The sequence below is a fragment of the Brachybacterium sp. J144 genome, from assembly GCF_036321705.1.
Lineage (GTDB): Bacteria > Actinomycetota > Actinomycetes > Actinomycetales > Dermabacteraceae > Brachybacterium.
Map to the genome: position 1 here is coordinate 16,651 of NZ_JAZDCG010000031.1, position 18,713 is coordinate 35,363.

17 protein-coding genes and 1 pseudogene are annotated in these 18,713 nt (G+C 73.2%); 11 read left to right on the forward strand and 7 right to left on the reverse strand.

Annotated features, from left to right (window positions below; all coding sequences use genetic code 11):
- The 3 genes from V1260_RS11625 to V1260_RS11635 form a co-directional block, all read right to left on the reverse strand.
- Positions 1–2,412, reverse strand: coding sequence for a glycoside hydrolase family 2 TIM barrel-domain containing protein (locus tag V1260_RS11625; protein WP_329746980.1), 2,412 nt, complete (start codon positions 2,410–2,412; stop codon positions 1–3).
- An 18-nt stretch (positions 2,413–2,430) separates the two neighbouring features.
- On the reverse strand, positions 2,431–3,732 hold the full coding sequence (locus V1260_RS11630; RefSeq protein WP_329746981.1) for an MFS transporter: 1,302 nt from the start codon (positions 3,730–3,732) through the stop codon (positions 2,431–2,433).
- A 71-nt stretch (positions 3,733–3,803) separates the two neighbouring features.
- The gene (locus V1260_RS11635) at positions 3,804–5,387 is read right to left on the reverse strand and encodes a glycoside hydrolase family 43 protein (RefSeq protein WP_329746982.1); all 1,584 of its coding nucleotides are present in this window, start codon (positions 5,385–5,387) and stop codon (positions 3,804–3,806) included.
- A 138-nt stretch (positions 5,388–5,525) separates the two neighbouring features.
- Here V1260_RS11635 and V1260_RS11640 point away from each other — a divergent pair, with 138 nt between their 5' ends.
- From V1260_RS11640 to V1260_RS11655, 4 genes are all read left to right on the forward strand, one after another.
- Positions 5,526–6,551 carry a LacI family DNA-binding transcriptional regulator gene (locus tag V1260_RS11640; RefSeq protein WP_329746983.1) on the forward strand — a complete coding sequence of 342 codons (1,026 nt, stop codon included), beginning with the start codon at positions 5,526–5,528 and terminating at the stop codon, positions 6,549–6,551.
- Between the two features lie 433 nt (positions 6,552–6,984).
- On the forward strand, positions 6,985–8,052 hold the full coding sequence (locus V1260_RS11645; protein WP_329746984.1) for a 3-deoxy-7-phosphoheptulonate synthase: 1,068 nt from the start codon (positions 6,985–6,987) through the stop codon (positions 8,050–8,052).
- Between the two features lie 195 nt (positions 8,053–8,247).
- Positions 8,248–8,835 (forward strand): DUF5701 family protein, encoded by a 588-nt coding sequence (locus V1260_RS11650; protein ID WP_329747249.1) that lies wholly within the window; start codon positions 8,248–8,250, stop codon positions 8,833–8,835.
- A gap of 54 nt (positions 8,836–8,889) precedes the next feature.
- The gene (locus V1260_RS11655) at positions 8,890–9,246 is read left to right on the forward strand and encodes a GNAT family N-acetyltransferase (RefSeq protein ID WP_329746985.1); all 357 of its coding nucleotides are present in this window, start codon (positions 8,890–8,892) and stop codon (positions 9,244–9,246) included.
- Between the two features lie 3 nt (positions 9,247–9,249).
- On the opposite strand, the gene V1260_RS11660 is transcribed toward V1260_RS11655, so the two are convergent.
- On the reverse strand, positions 9,250–9,465 hold the full coding sequence (locus tag V1260_RS11660) for a CsbD family protein (protein ID WP_329746986.1): 216 nt from the start codon (positions 9,463–9,465) through the stop codon (positions 9,250–9,252).
- 41 nt (positions 9,466–9,506) lie between these two features.
- The gene (locus tag V1260_RS11665; protein ID WP_329746987.1) at positions 9,507–9,974 is read right to left on the reverse strand and encodes a GyrI-like domain-containing protein; all 468 of its coding nucleotides are present in this window, start codon (positions 9,972–9,974) and stop codon (positions 9,507–9,509) included.
- 100 nt (positions 9,975–10,074) lie between these two features.
- Between V1260_RS11665 and V1260_RS11670 the strand changes: the two genes are divergently transcribed.
- Together V1260_RS11670 and V1260_RS11675 are read left to right on the forward strand one after the other, a co-directional pair.
- On the forward strand, positions 10,075–11,121 hold the full coding sequence (locus V1260_RS11670; RefSeq protein WP_329746988.1) for a LacI family DNA-binding transcriptional regulator: 1,047 nt from the start codon (positions 10,075–10,077) through the stop codon (positions 11,119–11,121).
- Positions 11,118–12,404 carry an alpha/beta fold hydrolase gene (locus V1260_RS11675; RefSeq protein ID WP_329746989.1) on the forward strand — a complete coding sequence of 429 codons (1,287 nt, stop codon included), beginning with the start codon at positions 11,118–11,120 and terminating at the stop codon, positions 12,402–12,404. The genes V1260_RS11670 and V1260_RS11675 overlap by 4 nt, the downstream gene beginning before the upstream one ends.
- A gap of 3 nt (positions 12,405–12,407) precedes the next feature.
- On the opposite strand, the gene V1260_RS11680 is transcribed toward V1260_RS11675, so the two are convergent.
- Positions 12,408–13,304, reverse strand: a complete 897-nt coding sequence (locus V1260_RS11680) for a ribokinase (RefSeq protein ID WP_329746990.1) — start codon at positions 13,302–13,304, stop codon at positions 12,408–12,410.
- A 121-nt stretch (positions 13,305–13,425) separates the two neighbouring features.
- Between V1260_RS11680 and V1260_RS11685 the strand changes: the two are divergent.
- Positions 13,426–13,713: pseudogene (locus V1260_RS11685) on the forward strand (RbsD/FucU domain-containing protein); the annotation flags it as partial.
- Here V1260_RS11685 and V1260_RS11690 read toward each other — a convergent pair.
- Entirely contained in the window at positions 13,636–14,877 is a 1,242-nt protein-coding gene (locus V1260_RS11690; protein ID WP_329746991.1) for an MFS transporter, read from the reverse strand. The pseudogene V1260_RS11685 and the gene V1260_RS11690 sit on opposite strands and share 78 nt — an antisense overlap.
- 94 nt (positions 14,878–14,971) lie before the next feature.
- On the opposite strand from V1260_RS11690, the gene V1260_RS11695 reads away from it, so the two are divergent.
- The 4 genes from V1260_RS11695 to V1260_RS11710 all read left to right on the forward strand — a co-directional run bounded on the left by V1260_RS11695 (position 14,972) and on the right by V1260_RS11710 (position 18,710).
- Entirely contained in the window at positions 14,972–15,529 is a 558-nt protein-coding gene (locus V1260_RS11695) for a helix-turn-helix domain-containing protein (protein WP_329746992.1), read from the forward strand.
- 71 nt (positions 15,530–15,600) lie between these two features.
- Positions 15,601–16,674, forward strand: coding sequence for a mandelate racemase/muconate lactonizing enzyme family protein (locus V1260_RS11700; protein ID WP_329746993.1), 1,074 nt, complete (start codon positions 15,601–15,603; stop codon positions 16,672–16,674).
- Complete coding sequence (locus V1260_RS11705) at positions 16,671–17,603, forward strand: aminoglycoside phosphotransferase family protein (RefSeq protein ID WP_329746994.1); 933 nt, start codon at positions 16,671–16,673, stop codon at positions 17,601–17,603. The genes V1260_RS11700 and V1260_RS11705 overlap by 4 nt, the downstream gene beginning before the upstream one ends.
- A gap of 57 nt (positions 17,604–17,660) precedes the next feature.
- Positions 17,661–18,710 (forward strand): glycoside hydrolase family 172 protein, encoded by a 1,050-nt coding sequence (locus V1260_RS11710; RefSeq protein ID WP_329746995.1) that lies wholly within the window; start codon positions 17,661–17,663, stop codon positions 18,708–18,710.
- Positions 18,711–18,713: the final 3 nt, after the last annotated feature.

Genomic DNA, 18,713 nt, shown 5'->3' on the forward strand with positions numbered 1-18,713 from the left:
TCAGCCCGCCGCGACCACCTCGAGCGTAAGCCGCACGTCCTCGAGCCCCGGCGCGCTCACCGTCACGGTCACGCTCCCCGGCTCGACCGGCCGCAGCACCGCGAGCGCGCGTCCGTCGAAGGTGCGCCAGGTGGCGTCTGAGAAGCGCTCCTCGGTGGAGGGGCGGGCGCTGGCCATCCCGGCGAGCACCGCCGCGGACCCGTCGACGCTCACGGTCACGGCCCGCTCGGCGTCCGCCGAGGTCACGAGGGTCCCGTCAGTGTCGCGCAGCTCGATCGCCACGTACGCCAGATCGTCGTCGTCGGCCCACAGCACCGTGCGATCCGCTTCTGCGTCCAGGCGCGGCTCTCCGGCGGTGCGCAGCACCGTGCGCCCCACCTCGGCGCCGTCCCGCCAGGCGATCGCGACGAGCTCGCCCGGCTGGTACACGGTCTCGAGCTCGGCGAGCATCGGCAGGCGCGCGCCGACCTCGGCCCGCGCGACCTCGGCGCCATCGAGCTCGAGCGTGACGACGTCGGCGTCGGCGTACACCTCGACCTGCACCCAGTCGCCCTCGAATCCGGGCCAGGTCCAGGAGGAGATGGAGTCGGACCACGCCCACGGCGACTGCATCGTGATCGTGTGCCGACGATGCTCGGGGCGGAGCACGGCGAGGTAGGGCTCCTGCCGCAGCCCGAACACGATCTCGCGGTAGTAGGAGACGGGCCGGCGGTGCCCGGTGAGGTCGAGGTCCCCGGTCCACGCGGTGAGATACGGGTACTCGCGCTCGAGGGCGGCCACGGCGCGGGGGTCCTCCGCGTACGCGGTCGCGCCGATCCCGACCTCGCCGAGGTAGTCCCAGCCGGTCCACGTGAAGTCGCCGATCACGTGCGGGTGCTCGAGCACGAGCGGCCACAGCTCGCCGATCTTCGGCGCGAACGTCTCCGAGCCCACGATCACGCGGGACGGGAACCGCTCCGCGTCCAGCGCGTACCGGGTCTCGGCGTAGTTGAAGCCCACCACGTCCAGCACGGCGCTGGACTCCTCGGTGCGCACGGTCGCGGCCTCGCTCGACCCGACCAGGTTGAACACGTCGCCCGCCTCGTTCAGCGGCACCGACGGATCTATCACCTCGCCGGCCTGGTCGATCACGGAGAGCATGGCGTTGACGCCGTTGGTGACCGGCCGGGTGGGATCCAGCTCCCGCACCTGCTCGGCGAGCTGCCGGGCGAGCCGGGAGCCGTGCGGGGTGCCGGTCTCGATGATCTCGTTGCCGATGGAGTACAGGATGACGCTCGGGTGGTTGCGGTCCTTCGCGATCATCGCCGCGAGGTCCTGCCGCCACCACTGCGGGAAGTCCAGCGCGTAGTCCCGCACGGACTTGAAGCGGGTCCACATGTCGAAGGCCTCGTCCATGACCAGCATGCCGAGGCGGTCGCAGGCCTCGAGCATCGCGGTGGAGAACGGGTTGTGGGAGGCGCGCAGGGCGTTGAACCCGGCCTCCTTGAGCAGCTCGATGCGGCGCTCCTCGGCGCGGCCGATCGCCGCCGCGCCGAGCGGCCCGTTGTCGTGATGCACGCAGGCGCCGCGCAGCAGCACCTGGTCCCCGTTGATTCGCAGCCCGCGCACGGGGTCGACGCTGATCGTCCGCACCCCGAAGGTCTCGGTCACGGGATCCTCCCCGTCGAGCGTCACCTCGGCGGTGTGCAGCAGCGGGGACTCGGGCGACCACAGGTCGGGATCCGTGAGCCAGAAGCGCTGGCGCACGAGCGCCTGCTCCCCGGGGATCAGGGTGACCGGCGAGTCCTCGACGCCCACCTGCTCCCCGTCGGGCCCGCGCAGCACGGTCCGCACGCGGCGGGTGGCGGTGAGCGGGGAGGCGTTCCGCACCGTGGCCTGGACCTCCACCGTCGCCACGTCCTCGTCGAGCTCGAGCGTGCGCACGGTGACCCCGTCGGGCACCACGTGCACCGGCGGCAGCACGTGCAGCCGCACCGGCCGGTGCAGGCCCGCCCCCGAGTACCAGCGGGAGTCCTCGCCGGTGCGCACCTCGATGCGCAGCTCGTTCGTCGCGCCGTAGCGCAGGTACGGGCCGAGCTCGACGAGATAGCGGGCATAGCCGTTCTGCCGGTTGCCCACGAGCTCGTCGTTCACGAACACCTGCGAGCGGCGCTGTGCCCCCTCGATCTCGAGGTGGATGATGCGGCCGGCCCAGTCGCCGGGCACATCGAGCCGGCGCAGGTAGGCGACGGCGGCGTCGGGGTAGTAGGCCATGGCGCCGGCCGACGTCGCCTGCGGCGAGCGGGGCAGGTCGCGCATCGCGTCGTGCGGCAGGTGCGCGGGGGTCTCGGCGGCGGTCGCGGCGTCGGCCGCGGCGAAGGGGCCGAGCGGCCGACGGTGGCTCCAGCCGCGGTTCAGCGGGATGACGGTCATGTCGTAGCTCCTCGGAGGTCAGCGGACGGACTTGATGCCGACGATGCTCAGGGCGCCGATGATCGCCATGGCGATCGAGATCGGGAAGATCAGCTGGTAGGTGCCGGTGGCGACCACGACGCTCGAGGTGATGATCGGGCCGAGGGTCTGCCCGAGGGTGGTGGCGAGGTTCAGGATGCCCAGATCCTTCCCGGCCTCCTCCTGGTTCGGCAGCACGTCCACGTTCAGCGCCTGGTCGACGGAGCTGTAGACGCCGTAGCCGAGGCCGGCGATGCCCGCGTACAGCAGCATGCCCGTGGTGGAGGGGAAGATCCACGGCATGGCGACGCCGACGGCGAAGAGCAGGCTCGCGACGATGACCGGCGCCTTGCGTCGGCCGATCCGGTCGGAGATCGGACCGGCGCCGAGCGAGGCGACGAGCCCGACCACCAGGGTGATCACGGACATGGTGGAGATCGTCGCGGCGGACTCGACCACGGACTGGCCCACGTAGTTCTGCACGATGTACAGCTGGTAGGCGGCGATCATCTGGTAGCTGACCAGCATGAACAGGCGACCGGCGAAGGCGCGGTAGAAGTCGGGCGCGTTCCGCGGCGGGCGGAAGGAGAGCAGCAGGTCCTTGAAGGTGCCGGCGTCGCGCGGGGCGACGTCCGCGGCGGAGCGCTCGCGCGGCCAGATGATCAGGGTGATCACGCCGGCGGCGCCGAGGAGGATCGCGGCGAGGGTGTAGCCGGACAGCGAGGCGGTGATGAACGCGGCGCCGACCAGCGCGCCGAGCGGGTAGCCGACGGTCGCGCCCGCGCCGAAGAACGCGGACATCGTGCCGCGCACGGACAGCGGCACGCGGTCGGAGATCACCGCGACCGCGGGGGCGAGCATCATGTTCAGGCCCACCATGGTCACGCAGTACATGACCAGGATCAGGACCGGGTCGGTGAGGGTGCCGACGAGGAACAGCGAGGCGCCGCCCAGCAGCGCGCCGCCGAGGATCCACGGGGTGCGGCGGCCGAAGCGGGAGCGGACGCGGTCCGAGAGGTTGCCGAAGACCAGGTTCGAGACGAGCGAGACGACGGCGGTGACCGAGTTGATGGTGCCGAACCATGCGTCGGGCGAGGCGACGCCGATGTCGGTGAGGCGCTGCGGCAGCAGCACGTTCGCGACCATCGCGAGGCCCACTGCCCAGAGCAGGCCGAAGGCGAGGAAGCCGGCGCCGAAGCGGATCATCCGCGCCCGGGTGGGGATCGCGCCGGTGTCGGGCGCGACCCGGTCGGGCTGCGGCGCCACGGCGGCGTCGGGAACGGTGGAGGGGTGGAGGCTCATGGTGTCCCTTGAGGGTGTTTCATCGTTGAACAGGTGGGGTGCGCTGGGGAGCGACGCGGTGGGGGAGTCGCTCAGTCGATCGAGCCGAAGGGCGTGACGGGCTGCTCGGTGCCGACGGCGTCGTAGCCGTGGAAGACCACGGTCCCCTCGGTCGCGAACAGGCCCAGGACGCGCCCGGTGAAGGAGGCGGCGGTCTCGGCGCTCAGGTAGCGCGCGTCGACCTCCGCCAGGCGGACCTCCTCGCCGCCGGACTCGGCCCACAGGGCGATGACGTCGCTGGTCATGCCCAGGGTGCCGAAGGTCGCGTTCCGCGGCCGGGAGGAGTCGAGGTGGAGGGTGGCGGGCCCGGCGGGCAGGGTGCCGGTCCACTCCTGGCGGATCCCGGGCACGACGGCCGACGCGGTGACCTGCACGCGCTCGCCCTCGTGGCGGGCCCGGATCGAGTAGTGGTGGTCCTCGTCGTAGCGCACGGCGAGGCCGCCGATCCCGGCGGAGACGTCGAGCACGGTGCTCGCCGCAGTCTCGACGGTGAGCTGGCGGCGGCCGACGAAGGCCGGGCGGACGTCCTCGAGCGAGGCGCCGTCGGCCGTGATCGTGAGCGTCCCGGCGGCCGTGTCGACGCTCGCGATCTCCTGCGGGAGGCGGCGCACGCCGATCCAGCGGTTGTCGAGCGGCGCGTCGAAGCGGACGTGCTCGGACGGGTTCGGGCGCGGGGCGAGCGCGACGGGCTCGGCGACGGGCCAGCCGTCGACCCACTCGACGCGGGTCACGAACGTCTCGCGCCCGAGCGGCGAGAAGGCGCGGGTGCCGCCGAGGGGGCGCACGCCGAGCATGACCAGCAGCGTCTCGCCGTCGGGCCCCTCGACGAGGTCGCCGTGGCCGGTGTTCTGCACGGGCCGGGTGGTGCTGCGGGCGGTGAGGATCGGGTTCGCGGGCCCGGCGGTGAAGGGGCCGACGGGGGAGCCGGAGCGGGCGATCGATACGCCGTGGCCGCGCTCGGTGCCGCCCTCGGCGATCACGAGGTACCAGTGCTCGCCGCGGCGGTGCAGGTGCGGGGCCTCGGGGAACATCGATCCGGAGCCGGACCACAGCGCGCGGGGCTCCTCGAGCAGGGCACCGGTGGCGAGGTCGACGCGGACCTGCTGGATGCCGAGGTGCTTGCCGGTCTCGGGGCCGGAGAGGATCAGGCCGGAGAAGGTGACGTAGGCGGTGCCGTCCTCGTCCCAGGCGAGGTCCGGGTCGATGCCGTTCAGGCCCTCGAGGACGATGCCGTCGCTCCAGGGGCCGGCGGGGTCGGTCGCGGTGAAGACGAGGCAGCCGCGACCGCCAGGCACGCCGACGATCACGTGGAAGAGCCCGTCGTGGTGACGCAGGGTCGGCGCCCACACGCCCATGTTGGTGGGCACCTCGGAGATCTCGAGCTGCTCGGGGCGGGTCGCGACGTTGCCGATCTGCTCCCAGGTCACGAAGTCCTCGCTGCGGTACACCGGCAGCCCCGGCAGGTACTCGAAGGTGGAGGTGACGATGTAGTACGCGCCGTCGACGCGGACCACGCTGGGGTCCGGGTTGAAGCCCGGCAGGACCGGGTTTGGGAAGGGTGCGCCGACACCGCCGTAGGTGCCGGACAGATCCGGGGTGGTGCTCTCAACGGTCATGGATGCCTCATTGCAGAAGAAACTGTTTCGTAGAGTTTCCTACGATGTAATGACCGTAGTCTCGGGGGTGTGGGGGGTCAAGCATGATGTGGGTCACGGCAGTGGCGGAAACTATTTCGTCACTGGTACGGTGCTCCGATGACCGGACGTGCCCCGCAGCGCCCCACCCTCGACTCCGTCGCGAGCTCCCTCGGCGTCTCCAAGGCGACCGTCTCCAAGGTCCTCAACGACCGGCCGGGCGTCTCCGCGGCGCTGCGGCACCGCGTGCAGGAGGCGCTCGCCGAGGTCGGCTACGCGCGGACCACGGTCGGCGGGCCCGTCGGCCGACGCTCCGTGGTGGTGGTCCTCGAGACCCTCGCGAACCTGTACTTCCTGCGCATCCTCGACGGCCTCGTCGCCGAGGCGGCGGAGCGCGACGTCGAGCTGGTGCTCGAGGTGATCAACCCGCTGGGCCGCAGCTACGGTCGCGAGATCACCGAGGAGCGGATCCGGGAACTGCATCGCCGCGGCCACACGGGAATGCTCGTGGTCACCACCCGCTTCGCACAACGCTCCACCGCGGTGTGCGCCGAGCTCGGCTTCCCCGTCGTCGCCATCGATCCCACCAACGAGCTCGACGCGAGCGTCCCCGGCGTCGGCTCCAACGCCTGGTCCGGCGGGAAGCAGGCGACCGAGCACCTGATCGCGCTGGGGCACCGGCGGATCGGCTTCGTCGGCGGCATCGCCAGCCACGCCGGCTTCCGCGAGCGGCGCAGCGGCTATCGGGCCGCGCTCGAGGCGGCCGGGATCCCCGAGGACTCCGCGCTCGTCGCCGAGACCGGCATCGAAGGCTCGGGGGAGGCGGCGCTGGCGATGCTCGCGCTGCCCGATCCGCCCACCGCCTTCTTCTGCGTGACCGACCCGGGCGCGCTGCTCGTGGTGCGGGAGCTGACCCATCACGGGATCTCGGTGCCGGGCGACGTGAGCGTCATCGGCTACGACGACACCTACGCCGCGATGCCCAGCCCGATCGAGCTGACCACCGTGAACACCCCGCTGCCCGAGATCGCGCGGCTCGGCCTCGCGACCCTGCTCGGGGTCGCCGACGGCGTCCAGCCCGTCTCCCATCACGTCCAGCTCGCGACGACGCTGGTCATCCGCGAGTCGACGGCGGCGCTCGGCTAGCCGGCGACCGTCACGATGCCGCGGCCCAGGGTCCAGGGGTGTAGGGAAATGCCGCGGAATTGATGCTGAGAGGGGGGAAATGCTGCCGCCCGCCGCCCGCGCTGTCCACGAGAGTCCGCCGCGTCGCGGTGGTGGCCCATGGTCAGTTACTGGCGCGTAACGTTTCACTACGGCTATATGACCGTACTGCCACGCCACACGCCCGTAGTCGTCAGAGCCCCCCGGACCACCCGCCCACCCCCGCATGCGCTACAGTCCCCTCCATGCAGAACCGTTGGTTTACCTATGCGATGTCGGCTCCGGAGGGGCCGGCCGCCGCGTAGCGCCAACCCTCTCCAGAGCCGACAAGGGCAGAGCAGATGCTCTGCCCTTCGCCATTCCCGGCGGGCTCTGAGCATCGGGTCCGCCTCCCCCCCCCCAGAGGACAGGACCCATGACCGCACTCGCCACCCCCACCGCCGTCGACCGACACGTCGAGCGGATCACCCCGCTGCCCGCCCCCGAGCAGCTGCTCGCGGAGCTCCCCGCCGACCCCGCGGGCGTGGTCGCCCACCGCGACCAGGTCCGGGACGTGCTCCGCGGCGACGACGACCGGCTGCTCGTGATCGTCGGCCCCTGCTCGATCCACGACCCGGAGGCGGGCCTCGAGTACGCCCGCCGCCTCGCCGACCTGCGGCACCACCTCGAGGACGACCTGCTCCTCGTGATGCGCACCTACTTCGAGAAGCCGCGCACCACCGTCGGCTGGAAGGGCCTGATCAACGACCCGCACCTCGACGGCTCACACGACCTCGAGACCGGGCTGCGCACGGCCCGCGCCTTCCTGCGGGAGGTGGACGCCCTCGGCCTGCCCTGCGCGACCGAGTTCCTCGAGCCGATCAGCCCGCAGTACATCGCGGATCTCGTCTCCTGGGGCGCGATCGGGGCGCGCACCACGGAGTCCCAGATCCACCGTCAGCTCGCCTCGGGGCTGTCGATGCCGATCGGCTTCAAGAACGGCACCGACGGCGGCATCCAGGTCGCGCTCGACGCGATCCGGGCCGCGTCCGCCCCGCAGACCTTCCTCGGCATCGGCGCCGATGGGCGGGCGAGCCTCGTCGCGACCTCCGGCAACCCGGACACCTCGCTGATCCTGCGCGGCGGGGCCGGTGGGGCGAACTGGGGTCCGGGTCCGGTGCGGGAGGCGGGGGAGGCGCTCACGGCTCACGGCCTTCCCGCCCGGCTGATCATCGACGCCTCGCACGGCAACAGCGGCAAGGACCACGTGCGCCAGGCGGAGGTGGCGACGATGCTCGCCGACCAGGTCGCGCACGACGGCACCGCGGTCGCCGGGATCATGCTCGAGAGCAACCTCCTCGAGGGCGCGCAGTCCCTCGACGTCGCCGCGGGTCCGGCCGGCCTGGTCCGCGGCCGCTCGGTGACCGACGCCTGCATGGGCTGGGAGCGGACCGAGCAGGTGCTCCGCGATCTCGCGCGCGGGGCGCGGCGACGTCGGGGATGACGACCGGTCAGCCGGCGAGCCGGAGGGTGCGGCGGATCGTCTCGCGCACCCGGCCGCGGACCTCGCATCCCGCGGGAATACGGACAGCCGCGGAGCCGTTGAGGACTACCCCGCGCCACCCCACCCGGAGGAGCTCCCATCGCCGCACACACCGCCCTGCCCACCCTCGCTGCCCAGGCCGAGCGCCTGATCGCCCTGGACCTCCACACCCTCGCCGGTCTCCCCGCCGAGGCTCTGACCGACGCCGCCGCCCGCGCCGGCGCCGACCGCACCGACGCCCTGCTCTCCCTCGACCCGGTGCTCGTGCCGCCGTCGGCCCTCGCACCGCTGATGCGCCGCGGGGAGAAGCCCGGTTTCGTGGTCGAGGACATGATCGATGTCGATGCCTTCGTCCCGACCGGCGTCGAGCTGCCCGATGCCCCGGTCCACCTCGTCGAGGCCCTGGACCGCGGCGACGAGCACGAGAACGCCTCACCGGCCGAGGCGCTCGAGGCGATCACCGCCGCCGGGCGCAGCCCGCTGCTGCTCACGGAGGGTCTGCTCTGGGTGCTGCAGGTCCCGGAGGTCCTCGAGCGGAACCACTGCTTCATGACGATCGGCTCCCGGATCCGTAAGGCGAGCGGTCAGCTCGACTCCCGCACCCCCGCGCTGTGGATCAGCAATGGCAGCGGGCGGGAAGGGGCGGAGCGGAAGGACGCGCCGAAGCTCGGCTGGTGCTGGTGGAACAATCGCCACACCTGGCTGGGGATCGCCTCCGCCGGGCGCCGCCTGCCGATCGATTGACGCCCGCCCCGGCTCTGCCTACCGTGCAGGCAACCCCTCTGGAGGAGGACCCCCATGAGCGATGACGTGATCGTCCGCGACAACCCCGAGCATCACCGCTTCGACCTCCTCGTCGACGGTGTGCAGGCCGGGTTCTCCCTCTACACGGAGTTCGCCGAGGACCCAGAGAACCCTGCGGCCCAGCGGATCTTCCACCACACGGTGGTCGACGAGTCGTTCGGCGGGCGGGGTCTGGCGGGCGTCCTCACCCGCGAGGCGCTCACCGCGAGCGTCGCGGCGGGGCACCGGATCGTGCCGGTGTGCCCGTTCGTCGTCCGCTGGCTGCGCGATCACCACGAGGTGGACGAGTCCGTGGACCGTGTGCGCCCGGCGCACCTCGAGGCGGTGCGCCGGGCGGACGCGGCGGAGTGATCCTCAGCGGGCGGAGTCGTCCGGGGTCCCGCGGAGCCCGTCCACGGCACCCTTGACGGTGTCCTTGGCGTCGTGGACGGCGTCGGCGACGTCGGCCTTGCCCTGCTGGACCTTGCCCTCGGTCTCGACCTCCTTGTCGCCGGTCAGCTTGCCGACGCCCTCCTTGAGGCGGCCGCTCAGCTTGTCCTTGCTGTTCTCGAACGTGTCCTCGGTGCTCATGGTGCCTCCTGGGTTCGATCGGGCCGGGGCGAGTGCCCGGCTCAGTCCACGATAGACCTCGCCAGGGGCTGCTGGAGCTCGGTCAGCCAGTCCCGCTGGTCCGTTCCCTCGGAGCGAACGTAGACCTCGCGGGAGGGCCAGACGGGCTCGCGGCCGCGCGCCGCGACGGCCTCGTGGAGGGCGCCCCAGCTCGCGCCGATGCCCTCCATCGTGCCGACGTGCACGAGGCAGAGGGACTCCTCCGCGGCGGGCAGGTCCACCGTCTCGAGCCCGTCGGGGACCTCGCCGTCGACGGTGAAGCCGACGGTGACCTGCAGTCCCGTCGCATCCATCGCGTAGGCGGCGATCGGCAGCTGCGGGGTGAGGCCCGCGACCTCGAGCGCATGCTCGACGCGGGCGAAGAGCGGGCCGACGACCTCGCCCACGGCGGCCTGCTCGCGGACCGCGACGCGGAGCGCGGCGAGGCGCACGACGGGAAGGGGACGGACCGTGATCTCGGGAGCGCTCATGCGCCCGATCCTCCTCCGCGGAGCGGCCCCGCGCCAGACCCCGTGCCCGGGTAAGGTGAGGCTCTGTCGAACGGAGGCCACGGACCTGAGAGGTGCATCGATGTCGTCTGGCCAGCGTGCACCTCGCCGGGGCCCCGTGACCCTCGCGGAGGTCGCGCGCACCGCGGGCGTCTCCCCGGCCACCGCCTCCTTCGTCCTGTCCGGTCGCGGCTCGGCCCGCTCGTCCGGCTCCCCGGAGACGAAGGCGAAGGTGCGGGCCGCCGCCGAGGAGCTCGGCTACGTCCCCAACCGCAATGCGCAGGCGATGCGCACCGGCCGCGGCGGCGGGATCGTCCTCGCCCTCGGTGACCTCGCCGATCCCTGGGGCGTGCAGCTGACCAACCAGGTCGCCGCCGACGCCCTCGAGCACGACTTCTCGACCCTGGTCCTCGCCGACGAGCGCTGGTTCGAGTACCTCTCCTCCGCCTCGGCCGACGCGGCGCTCGTGACCTCGATCGACCGGTCCCCCGGGGCACCCGACCGGGTGCGCCGTCTCGCCGCCTCGGTGCAGAGCGGCATCGTCGCCTTCTCCGGGATCATGGAGCCCGAGGGCTTCGACGTCATCTCCTCGACCCCGTACCGGGCGATGCGCGAGGCGTTCCTGCGGCTCCGGGCCCGCCACGACCGGGTCCACCTCCTGGTGCAGCGGATCGGTGCGGCGCCCGAGGCGGTGCTCAGCCATCCGCGCGCCGCGGCCTTCCTCGACACCGCCCGGGAGGCGGGGGACGACCCCTCGACCCTCGCCCGGATCATCGAACCCGGCGGTCTCGCCGCGTACACCAGCGGGCAGGAGTGGTTGACCGGCCCCGACCGTCCCGAGGCGGTGGTCTGCTTCACCGGATACCAGGCGCTGTCGCTGCAGATGGCGGGGATGCAGGCCGGACTGCGGCTGCCCGAGGACCTCGAGATCATCGCCATCGGCGACGTCCCCCTCGAGTCGCAGTACTTCGGCTCGATCAGCTACTACGGCGTGGACCGGGTGTTCCACCGCTACTCCGAGGTGCTCGTCGGCAGCGCCCTCCGCCGCGGCGATCATCCCGGCACGCTGCACACCTTCGAGTGGGAGTTCTTCCCCGGCTCGACCACCCTCGACGAGGAGCCCCGATGAGCGAGAGCACCTGGACGCAGCCCGGACTGGTGCTGCGCGACCTCACCCTCCCCGTCCCGCTGGACCACGCCGATCCGGCCGGCCCGCGGCTCGAGCTCTTCGCCCGGATCGTCGCCGCGCCCGGCGGGGAGGACCGACCCCTGCTGGTGTACCTGCAGGGCGGACCGGGCTCGGAGGCGCCGCGCCCCGTCGGCCCCGGCACCCCGCCCTGGCTCCCGCGCGCCCTGCGCGAGCACCGCGTGGTGATGCTCGACCAGCGCGGCACCGGGCGCTCGACGCCCGTCGGCCCCGACGCCCCGCTGCCCGAGGGCGCGATCCCCGGTGCCCGCACCCTGCGCGAGGCGACTCCCGACCAGCAGGCGCGGTACCTGACCCTCTTCCGGGCCGACGCGATCGCTCGCGACGCCGAGCTGCTGCGCGAGCACCTCGGGGTCGAGCGCTGGTCGCTGCTGGGCCAGTCCTTCGGCGGCTTCACGACGCTCCGCTATCTCTCCGCGCACGCCGGCTCCGTGGAGAAGGCCCTGTTCACCGGCGGGCTGCCGACGGTGGGGCCGGGGATGGACGCGGTCTACGCCACCACCTGGGCGGGGATGATCCCGCGCAGCGAGCGGTTCTGGGCGCGCTTCCCCGGGGACCGCGACCGCTTCCGCGCCCTCGCCGACCGCGCCGCGGCCGGCACGCTCCGCCTCCCGGACGGACAGCGGGTGGGCGTGGAGCGGCTGCGCCGTCTCGGCCATCTGCTCGGCGCCTCCCAGGGGCAGGAGCGGCTGCACCTCCTCCTCGAGCTGGACCCGGACTCGCCGGCCTTCGCGCACGACCTCGCCGCGGCCCTGCCCTTCGGCGGCCGCAACCCGCTGTACGCAGTGATCCACGAGTCCTGCTGGGCGGACGGCGTCGCGACCCGCTGGGCGGCCGATCGCACGATGCCCCGCGAGGTCGCCGACGATCCGACGCTGCTCGGCGGGGAGCACATCCACCGCAACCTCTTCGACGAGGATCCCGAGCTCGCGCCCTGGGCGGAGGCGGCGGATCTCCTCGCCGCGCACGAGTGGCCCTGCCTGTACGACGCGGACGCGCTGCGGGCCGCGGACGTGCCGGGCGCCGCCGCCGTCTACTACGACGACGCGTACGTGCCCCGCGAGCAGTCCCTCGCCACGGCCGTGCTGCTGCCGCGCCTGCGGACCTGGGTCACGAGCGAGTACGAGCACAACGGCCTGCGCGCGAGCGGCGAGGGCGTCCTCGACCACCTGCTGGATCTCGCGGCGGGCCAGCGGGAGGCCTGAGCCTCAGGCGAGGACCTCGTCGGCCGCCGGGATACTGGGAGAGGCGCCGCGCCGCGTCACCGCGAGGGAGCCCGCGATCGCGGCGATGTGTGCCGCCGCGGCCAGCTCGTCCCCGGCCGCGAGCCGCGCCGCGAGGTAGCCCGCGAGGGCGTCTCCGGCCGCGGTCGTGTCGACCACTTCGACCTCTCGAGCGGGGATCTCGGTCGTCCCCGCAGCGGTGACCAGCAGGCTGCCCGCCGCGCCGCACGTGATCAGCGCCGCCCGCGTCCCCCGCGCGAGGAACCAGTGAGCGGCGGCCTCCGGATCGGCCGCGCCGGTGATCTGCTCGGCCTCGGTCTCATTGGGGGTGACGACGTCGAGCAGCGGCCACAGCTCCGCGGGCAGCGGCTGCGCCGGGGCAGGATCGAGGATCGTCAAGACGCCCCGCCGATGCGCGGCCGCGAGCGCGTGCAGCGCCACCTCGGTGGGGATCTCCAGCTGGGTGAGCAGCACCCGGGCGGCGCCCTCCGCGAGCGCGGCGTCGACATGCTCCGCGGTGAGGCAGCTGTTGGCGAGCGGCACCACCACGATGTCGTTCTCCCCGTCGGCGTCGACGCGGATGTGTGCGATCCCGGTCCGCCCCGGCACCGTGCACAGATGCGCGAGGTCGACCCCGGCCTCCGCGAGACCGTCCCGCACCACGGTGGCGAAGTCGTCCTCGCCGACGCAGCCGACGAAGCGCGTCGGCGCCCCGGCGCGGCTCGCGGCGATCGCCTGGTTCGCGCCCTTCCCGCCGAGCACGAGGGAGAAGGATTCCCCGAGGAGGGTCTCACCGGGGGCGGGCCGCCGGGTCGAGACGGCGGTGAGGTCCACCGACGCCGAGCCGACCACGACCACGCCGACGGGGGATGCAGTGCTCATCCGGCCACGGTACCGGCACAATGGCGGGACCCCGGAGGACGCACCACCTGGAAGGCCCCACCCCATGCTCATCGGCATCGACCCCCTGCTCACCGGCGACCTGCTGCGGATCCTGGACCACATGGGCCACGGCGACGTGCTGCTGATCGCCGATGCGCACTACCCGGCCCGCTCCATGGGCGCCCCGGTGCTCGAGGTCGCCACCAGCACCCCCGAGCTGGTGCGAGCCGTGCGCACGGTGCTGCCGATCGACATGTACGAGGGCCCGTCGGCCTTGCTGATGACCCCGGAGCCGGGGCTCGGCGAGGAGGTGCAGGCGGAGCTGCGCGCCTCAGCCGCGGTGCGCGAGGACCGGATCGGCTCCCTCGACCGCTTCGCCTTCTACGAGGCCGGACGCTCCGCCGTCGCCGTGCTCCGCACCCTCGAGACCCGGAAGTACGGCTGCCTGCTGCTGCGCAAGGGCGTCGTGGGCGACGACGAGAGCTGAGGCGAGCAGCACCACCGCCATCAGGGCGGTTACGGCGAGCATGGTGACCTGCAGGGAGGTCAGCGAGATGAGCGCGCTCGCCGTGATCACCCCGAGAGCGCTCGCCGTGCGCAGCAGGGCGAACACCTCCGCGCGGTGCGCGGGCTCGACGAGCCGGTCCAGGGCGAGCGAGTAGTGGGTCGCGAGAGGGGCGAGGACCGCGCCGACCAGCAAGGCGCCGAGCAGGGTCGCGGCGACCGAGCCGCCGAAGCCGACGACCGCGACGCCGGCCCCGGTGACCGCGAGCCACTGAAGGACGGTGCGCGGCCGCGCCTCCCGGTTGTGCACGCTCACCCAGATCCCGCCGAGCACCGAGGTGGTGCACAGCGCGACCGGGAAGACCACGCCCCAGGCGGCGGGCATCCCGAAGCCGACGGCGAGGGAGACGGCGCCGATCTCGATCGCGGCGATCGCGGCGCCGCTCGCGGCGGCACAGGCGAGCCAGAGGGCGATCCGCGGCGTCCAGCGCAGCCCGCCGCGTCGCTCCGCCGGCACCGCACCGCGGCGGCCGCGGGGCAGCAGAAGCAGCGGCCCCGCGCCGAGCAGCGCCATGGCCCAGGCCGCGAGCTGCGGCGAGGAGGAGCCGAGGGCGGCGGCGAGCACCGGGGCGGACACGAAGACGACCTCGTTGAGGGTCGCCGCGACGCCGAGCGCGCGCGGCAGCCGGTCCGCGGCGACGAGGTCGTTGAGGGCGGCGCGAAGGTACCCGTAGGCGGCGCCGTTGACCAGCCCCGCGAGCGCGGCCGCGGCGATGACCAGCGCGAAGGGCGCGTGCAGTCCCGCGAGCAGGGCGATCGCCACGAGGGCGAGGGTGCGCACCGCGATGAGCGTGCGGAGCACGGCGATCGGCGGCAGGCCGCGGCCGAGACGGGTGATCGGCACGGCGCCGAGCACCTGGGCGGCCGTCATCGCGAGCACCATCGCCGCACCGCTCGCGGGATCGCCGGTCAGGGGCAGCGCGATGAGCGAGAAGGCGATCGGGGCGGCGGCCTGGGGGAGGGCGAAGCTGCCGTAGGACGCGTACCAGCGGGGGAGAGGAGCGAACACGTGAGCAACATAGTGCTCACTCCCGCCGATGCGCAATATAGTTCCCATCACCACGGGTGGGATACTGGCGCGCACGATCTGCAGGAGGTGAGCGATGAGCGGTGGCATGCGACCCGCGGTCGCCGCGAGCCTCGGCGCCCGGATCCGCGCCGCGCGGCAGGAGCTCGACCTCTCCGTCGCCGCGCTCGCCGAGAACAGCGACGTCTCCCGGCGCATGCTCACCCAGATCGAGCTCGGCCAGGCGAACCCCTCGATCGCGACCCTCGACCGGATCGCGGCGGGTCTCGGCACCACCTTCGCTGCGCTCATGGGCGTCGGCGCCGACGCCCCGCCCGACGGGGTCGAGGTGTGGTCCACCGAGAACGGCAGCTGGGCGGTGCTGCTCGACGCGATCGACACCGCGGACCTCTCCGTGGAGACCTGGAAGTGGAAGCTCGTGGGCGAGGACGTCCACCCCGGCGGCTCGGGCGTTCCGTCGGCGGGATCGATGGTGCACGTCATCGAGGGCTCGCTCGAGGTCGTCGATGCATCCGGCACACAGGTCCTCCCCTCCGGCGCCTCCGCCCGCCTGCTCACCGACTCGGGCCGCACCTACCGCGCCGGCGACGCCCAGGTCACCGTGTTCCTCTCCGTCTCCCTGCAGCCCCGCTGAGTCCTCGCCGGGAACCATCTGTCCTGTGACGCACGCTACGTCGGACGGTCCCGGCGCACTAGGCTCGTCGGATGACCTCGCTCGCTGGCCATCGGATCGCCCGCATCGATCCCCTCACGATCCGCTCCCGCTACCCGCGCACGATCGGCCGCAATGCGCGGCTCGGCGCGCACGGCGACGGCCCGACGACGCGCGCCTGGCGCATGGAGACCGACGCCGGAGCCGTCGGCTGGGGCCTCGACGAAGGGCCCGAGGCGGACCCGAGCCCCCTCGTCGGCCGCCCGCTCGAGGAGCTGATCGCCCCGGAGAGCGGGATCCTCGACCATGCCGCCCGCCCGCTCGACGTCGCCCTCCACGACCTCGCCGCCCAGGTCCTGGGCGTGCCGCTGCACCGGATGCTCGGCGGCACCGATCCCGCCCCGGTGATCTCCTGCTACTCGGGCGCCATCTACTTCGACGACCTCGACCCGGAGGAGGCGCCCCGCGGGATCGAGGGAGTGCTCGCCGCGTGCGCCGCCGACCACGCCACCGGGTACCGGGCCTTCAAGCTCAAGCTCGGCCGCGGCAACCGCTGGATGGAGACCGAGGCCGGCTTCGCCCGCGACCTCGAGGTGGTCCGCGCCGTCCGCGCCGCGTATCCGCAGGCCCGCCTGCTGGTGGACATGAACGACGGCTACGACCCGGAGCGCACCGTCCGTTTCCTCGAGGAGACCGCGGAGCTGGACCTGTTCTGGATCGAGGAGCCCTTCGCCGAGCACGCCGCCGGCCTCGAGCTGGTCCGCCGGACCGGCACCAGCGTGCTGCTGGCCGACGGCGAGTTCGACCCGGACGTCCCCGCCGTGCTCGAGCTCGCCGCAGCGGGCCTGCTCGACGTGCTGCTCATGGACGTGCTCTCCTTCGGCCTCACCGCCTGGCGGGAGCTCATGCCCACCGTGCGGGAGCTCGGCGTGCAGGCCTCTCCGCACGCCTGGGGCCACCCTCTGAAGACCCTCTACGCGGCCCAGCTCGCGGCGGGCCTCGGATCGGTCCCCGTGGTCGAGGCCGTGCCGGGGACGACCGACGGGGTCGACGCCTCCGCCTACCGACTCGAGGGCGGCGCGATCCACCTCCCGGACGCGCCGGGGCTGGGGATCGCGCTGCGATGACCCACCGTCTGACCTGGGCGGACCTTCCGTCGGCCGTCCGCTCGCGGATCGAGGGACTGCTCGGCGGGCCCGTCGTCACGACTCGCTCCTGCGCCGGGGGCTTCTCCCCGAGCACCGCCGAGGTGGTCACCACCGCCGACGGCGCGAGCCTCTTCGTCAAGGCGGTGCGCGACGCGGACAACCCCGGCTCGGTCGCGCTGAACCGTCGGGAGGCCGCGGCCCTCGCCCGCATCCCGCCCTCGGCCCCGGTGCCGCCGTTGGTCGCGGCCTTCGACCACGAGGACTGGTTCGTGTTGGTCACCGGTGCCGCCCCCGGGCGGATGCCGGACGAGCCCTGGCGACCGGAGCAGCTGCGCGCCGTGCTCACCGCCCTGGACCAACTGCAGGCCACCACCACACCCTGCCCGGTGCCCGGGCTCCCGACCGCGCTCGAGTGCCTCGGCCCGGACCTGCGCGGCTTCGACCGCATCGCCGCGGACCCGCCCGCGGACCTGGACCCCTGGTACGCCGCTCGACTCCCCGCGCTCCGGGAGGCCTCCGAGCGGGGCATCGACGCGCTCGCCGGGGACACCCTCTGCCACGCCGACGTGCGCAGCGACAACATGATCGTCGACGCGGACGGCGCCGTCGCCTTCGTGGACTGGGCGTACGCCTCCGTCGGCAGCCGCACGGCGGACGCGCTCCAGTTGCTCGCCTCGGTCGATGACCCGAGCGGCGCGCTCGGCGTGGACGGCGCGGTCGACGCCCTGATGGCCGCGCACGACCTCGACCCCTCGGTCGCCACCGACGTGCTCACCGGGATCCTCGGCTTCTTCGTCGACGCCGCCCGCCTCGAGTCGACCCTGCCCGGGCTCACCGCCTACCGGACGGCGCGCCGCGACAGCCTGGCTTCGCTCGTGCGACGCCGCTGGGAGCGGGAGGGGCGCTGACCGCTCGTTCACGATACGGTGCGAGTGACCGTCGTCACCTCTCCCCGGAGTCCCTCCGTGTCCCTCGCCGACCTCCGCTCCACCCGCACCCGCTCGATCAGCCCCGAGAACGTCGACGGCCGCCCCGGCGGCGGCGCCCGAGCCACCGAGGGCACCGGTGCCCGTGAGGCGCGTGACCTGGGCCGCGGCTGGAAGGTCTCGCCGAGCGTCGACGTCCCGGCGGGGGAGCCCTTCACCCTTGCCGACATCGACGAACCGGGTGTGATCACCCACCTCTGGATCACCACGCACACCGACAACTGGCGCCGCCTCGTGCTGCGCGCCTACTGGGACGGTGCCGACGAGCCCGCGGTCGAGGTGCCCTACGGGGACTTCTTCGCGTCCGGCTGGGGCCGGTTCGCGCAGGTCGACTCGCAGATGATCGCCGCGAACCCGCACGGCGGCTTCAACTCCTACTGGCCGATGCCCTTCCGCGAGGGGGCGCGGCTCACCCTCGAGAACACTTCCGAGCACGACGCCCGGGTCTACTACCAGGTGACCTACGAGATCGGCGGCGACCACTCCGAGGACGCCTACCTCCACGCGCAGTGGCGCCGATCGAACCCGCTTGCTGAGGCGACGCCGCACGTCCTGCTCGAGGGCATCGAGGGGCAGGGCCACAACGTCGGCACCTATCTCGCGTGGGGCGCGCACTCCAACGGCTGGTGGGGCGAGGGTGAGATGAAGTTCTACCTCGACGACGACACCGAGTTCCCGACGATCTGCGGCACCGGCACCGAGGACTACTTCGGCGGGGCCTGGAACTTCGACGTCCCCGGGCAGTGGTACACGGAATTCTCCACTCCGTACCTGGGCATGCCGCAGGTGATCCGTCCCGATGGGCTGTACGTCGCGCAGCAGCGCTTCGGCCTGTACCGCTGGCACGTCGCCGATCCGATCCGCTTCACTACGGGCCTGCCCCGGGTGGAGGTGCAGGCTCTCGGCTGGCGCTCGGGCGGCCGCTACCTGCCGCTGCGCGATGACATCGCCTCGACGGCGCTGTTCTACCTCGACCGCCCGGTGACCGCCCGCCCGCCCGCGCCGACGGCCGACGGCATGGAGGTCTGAACG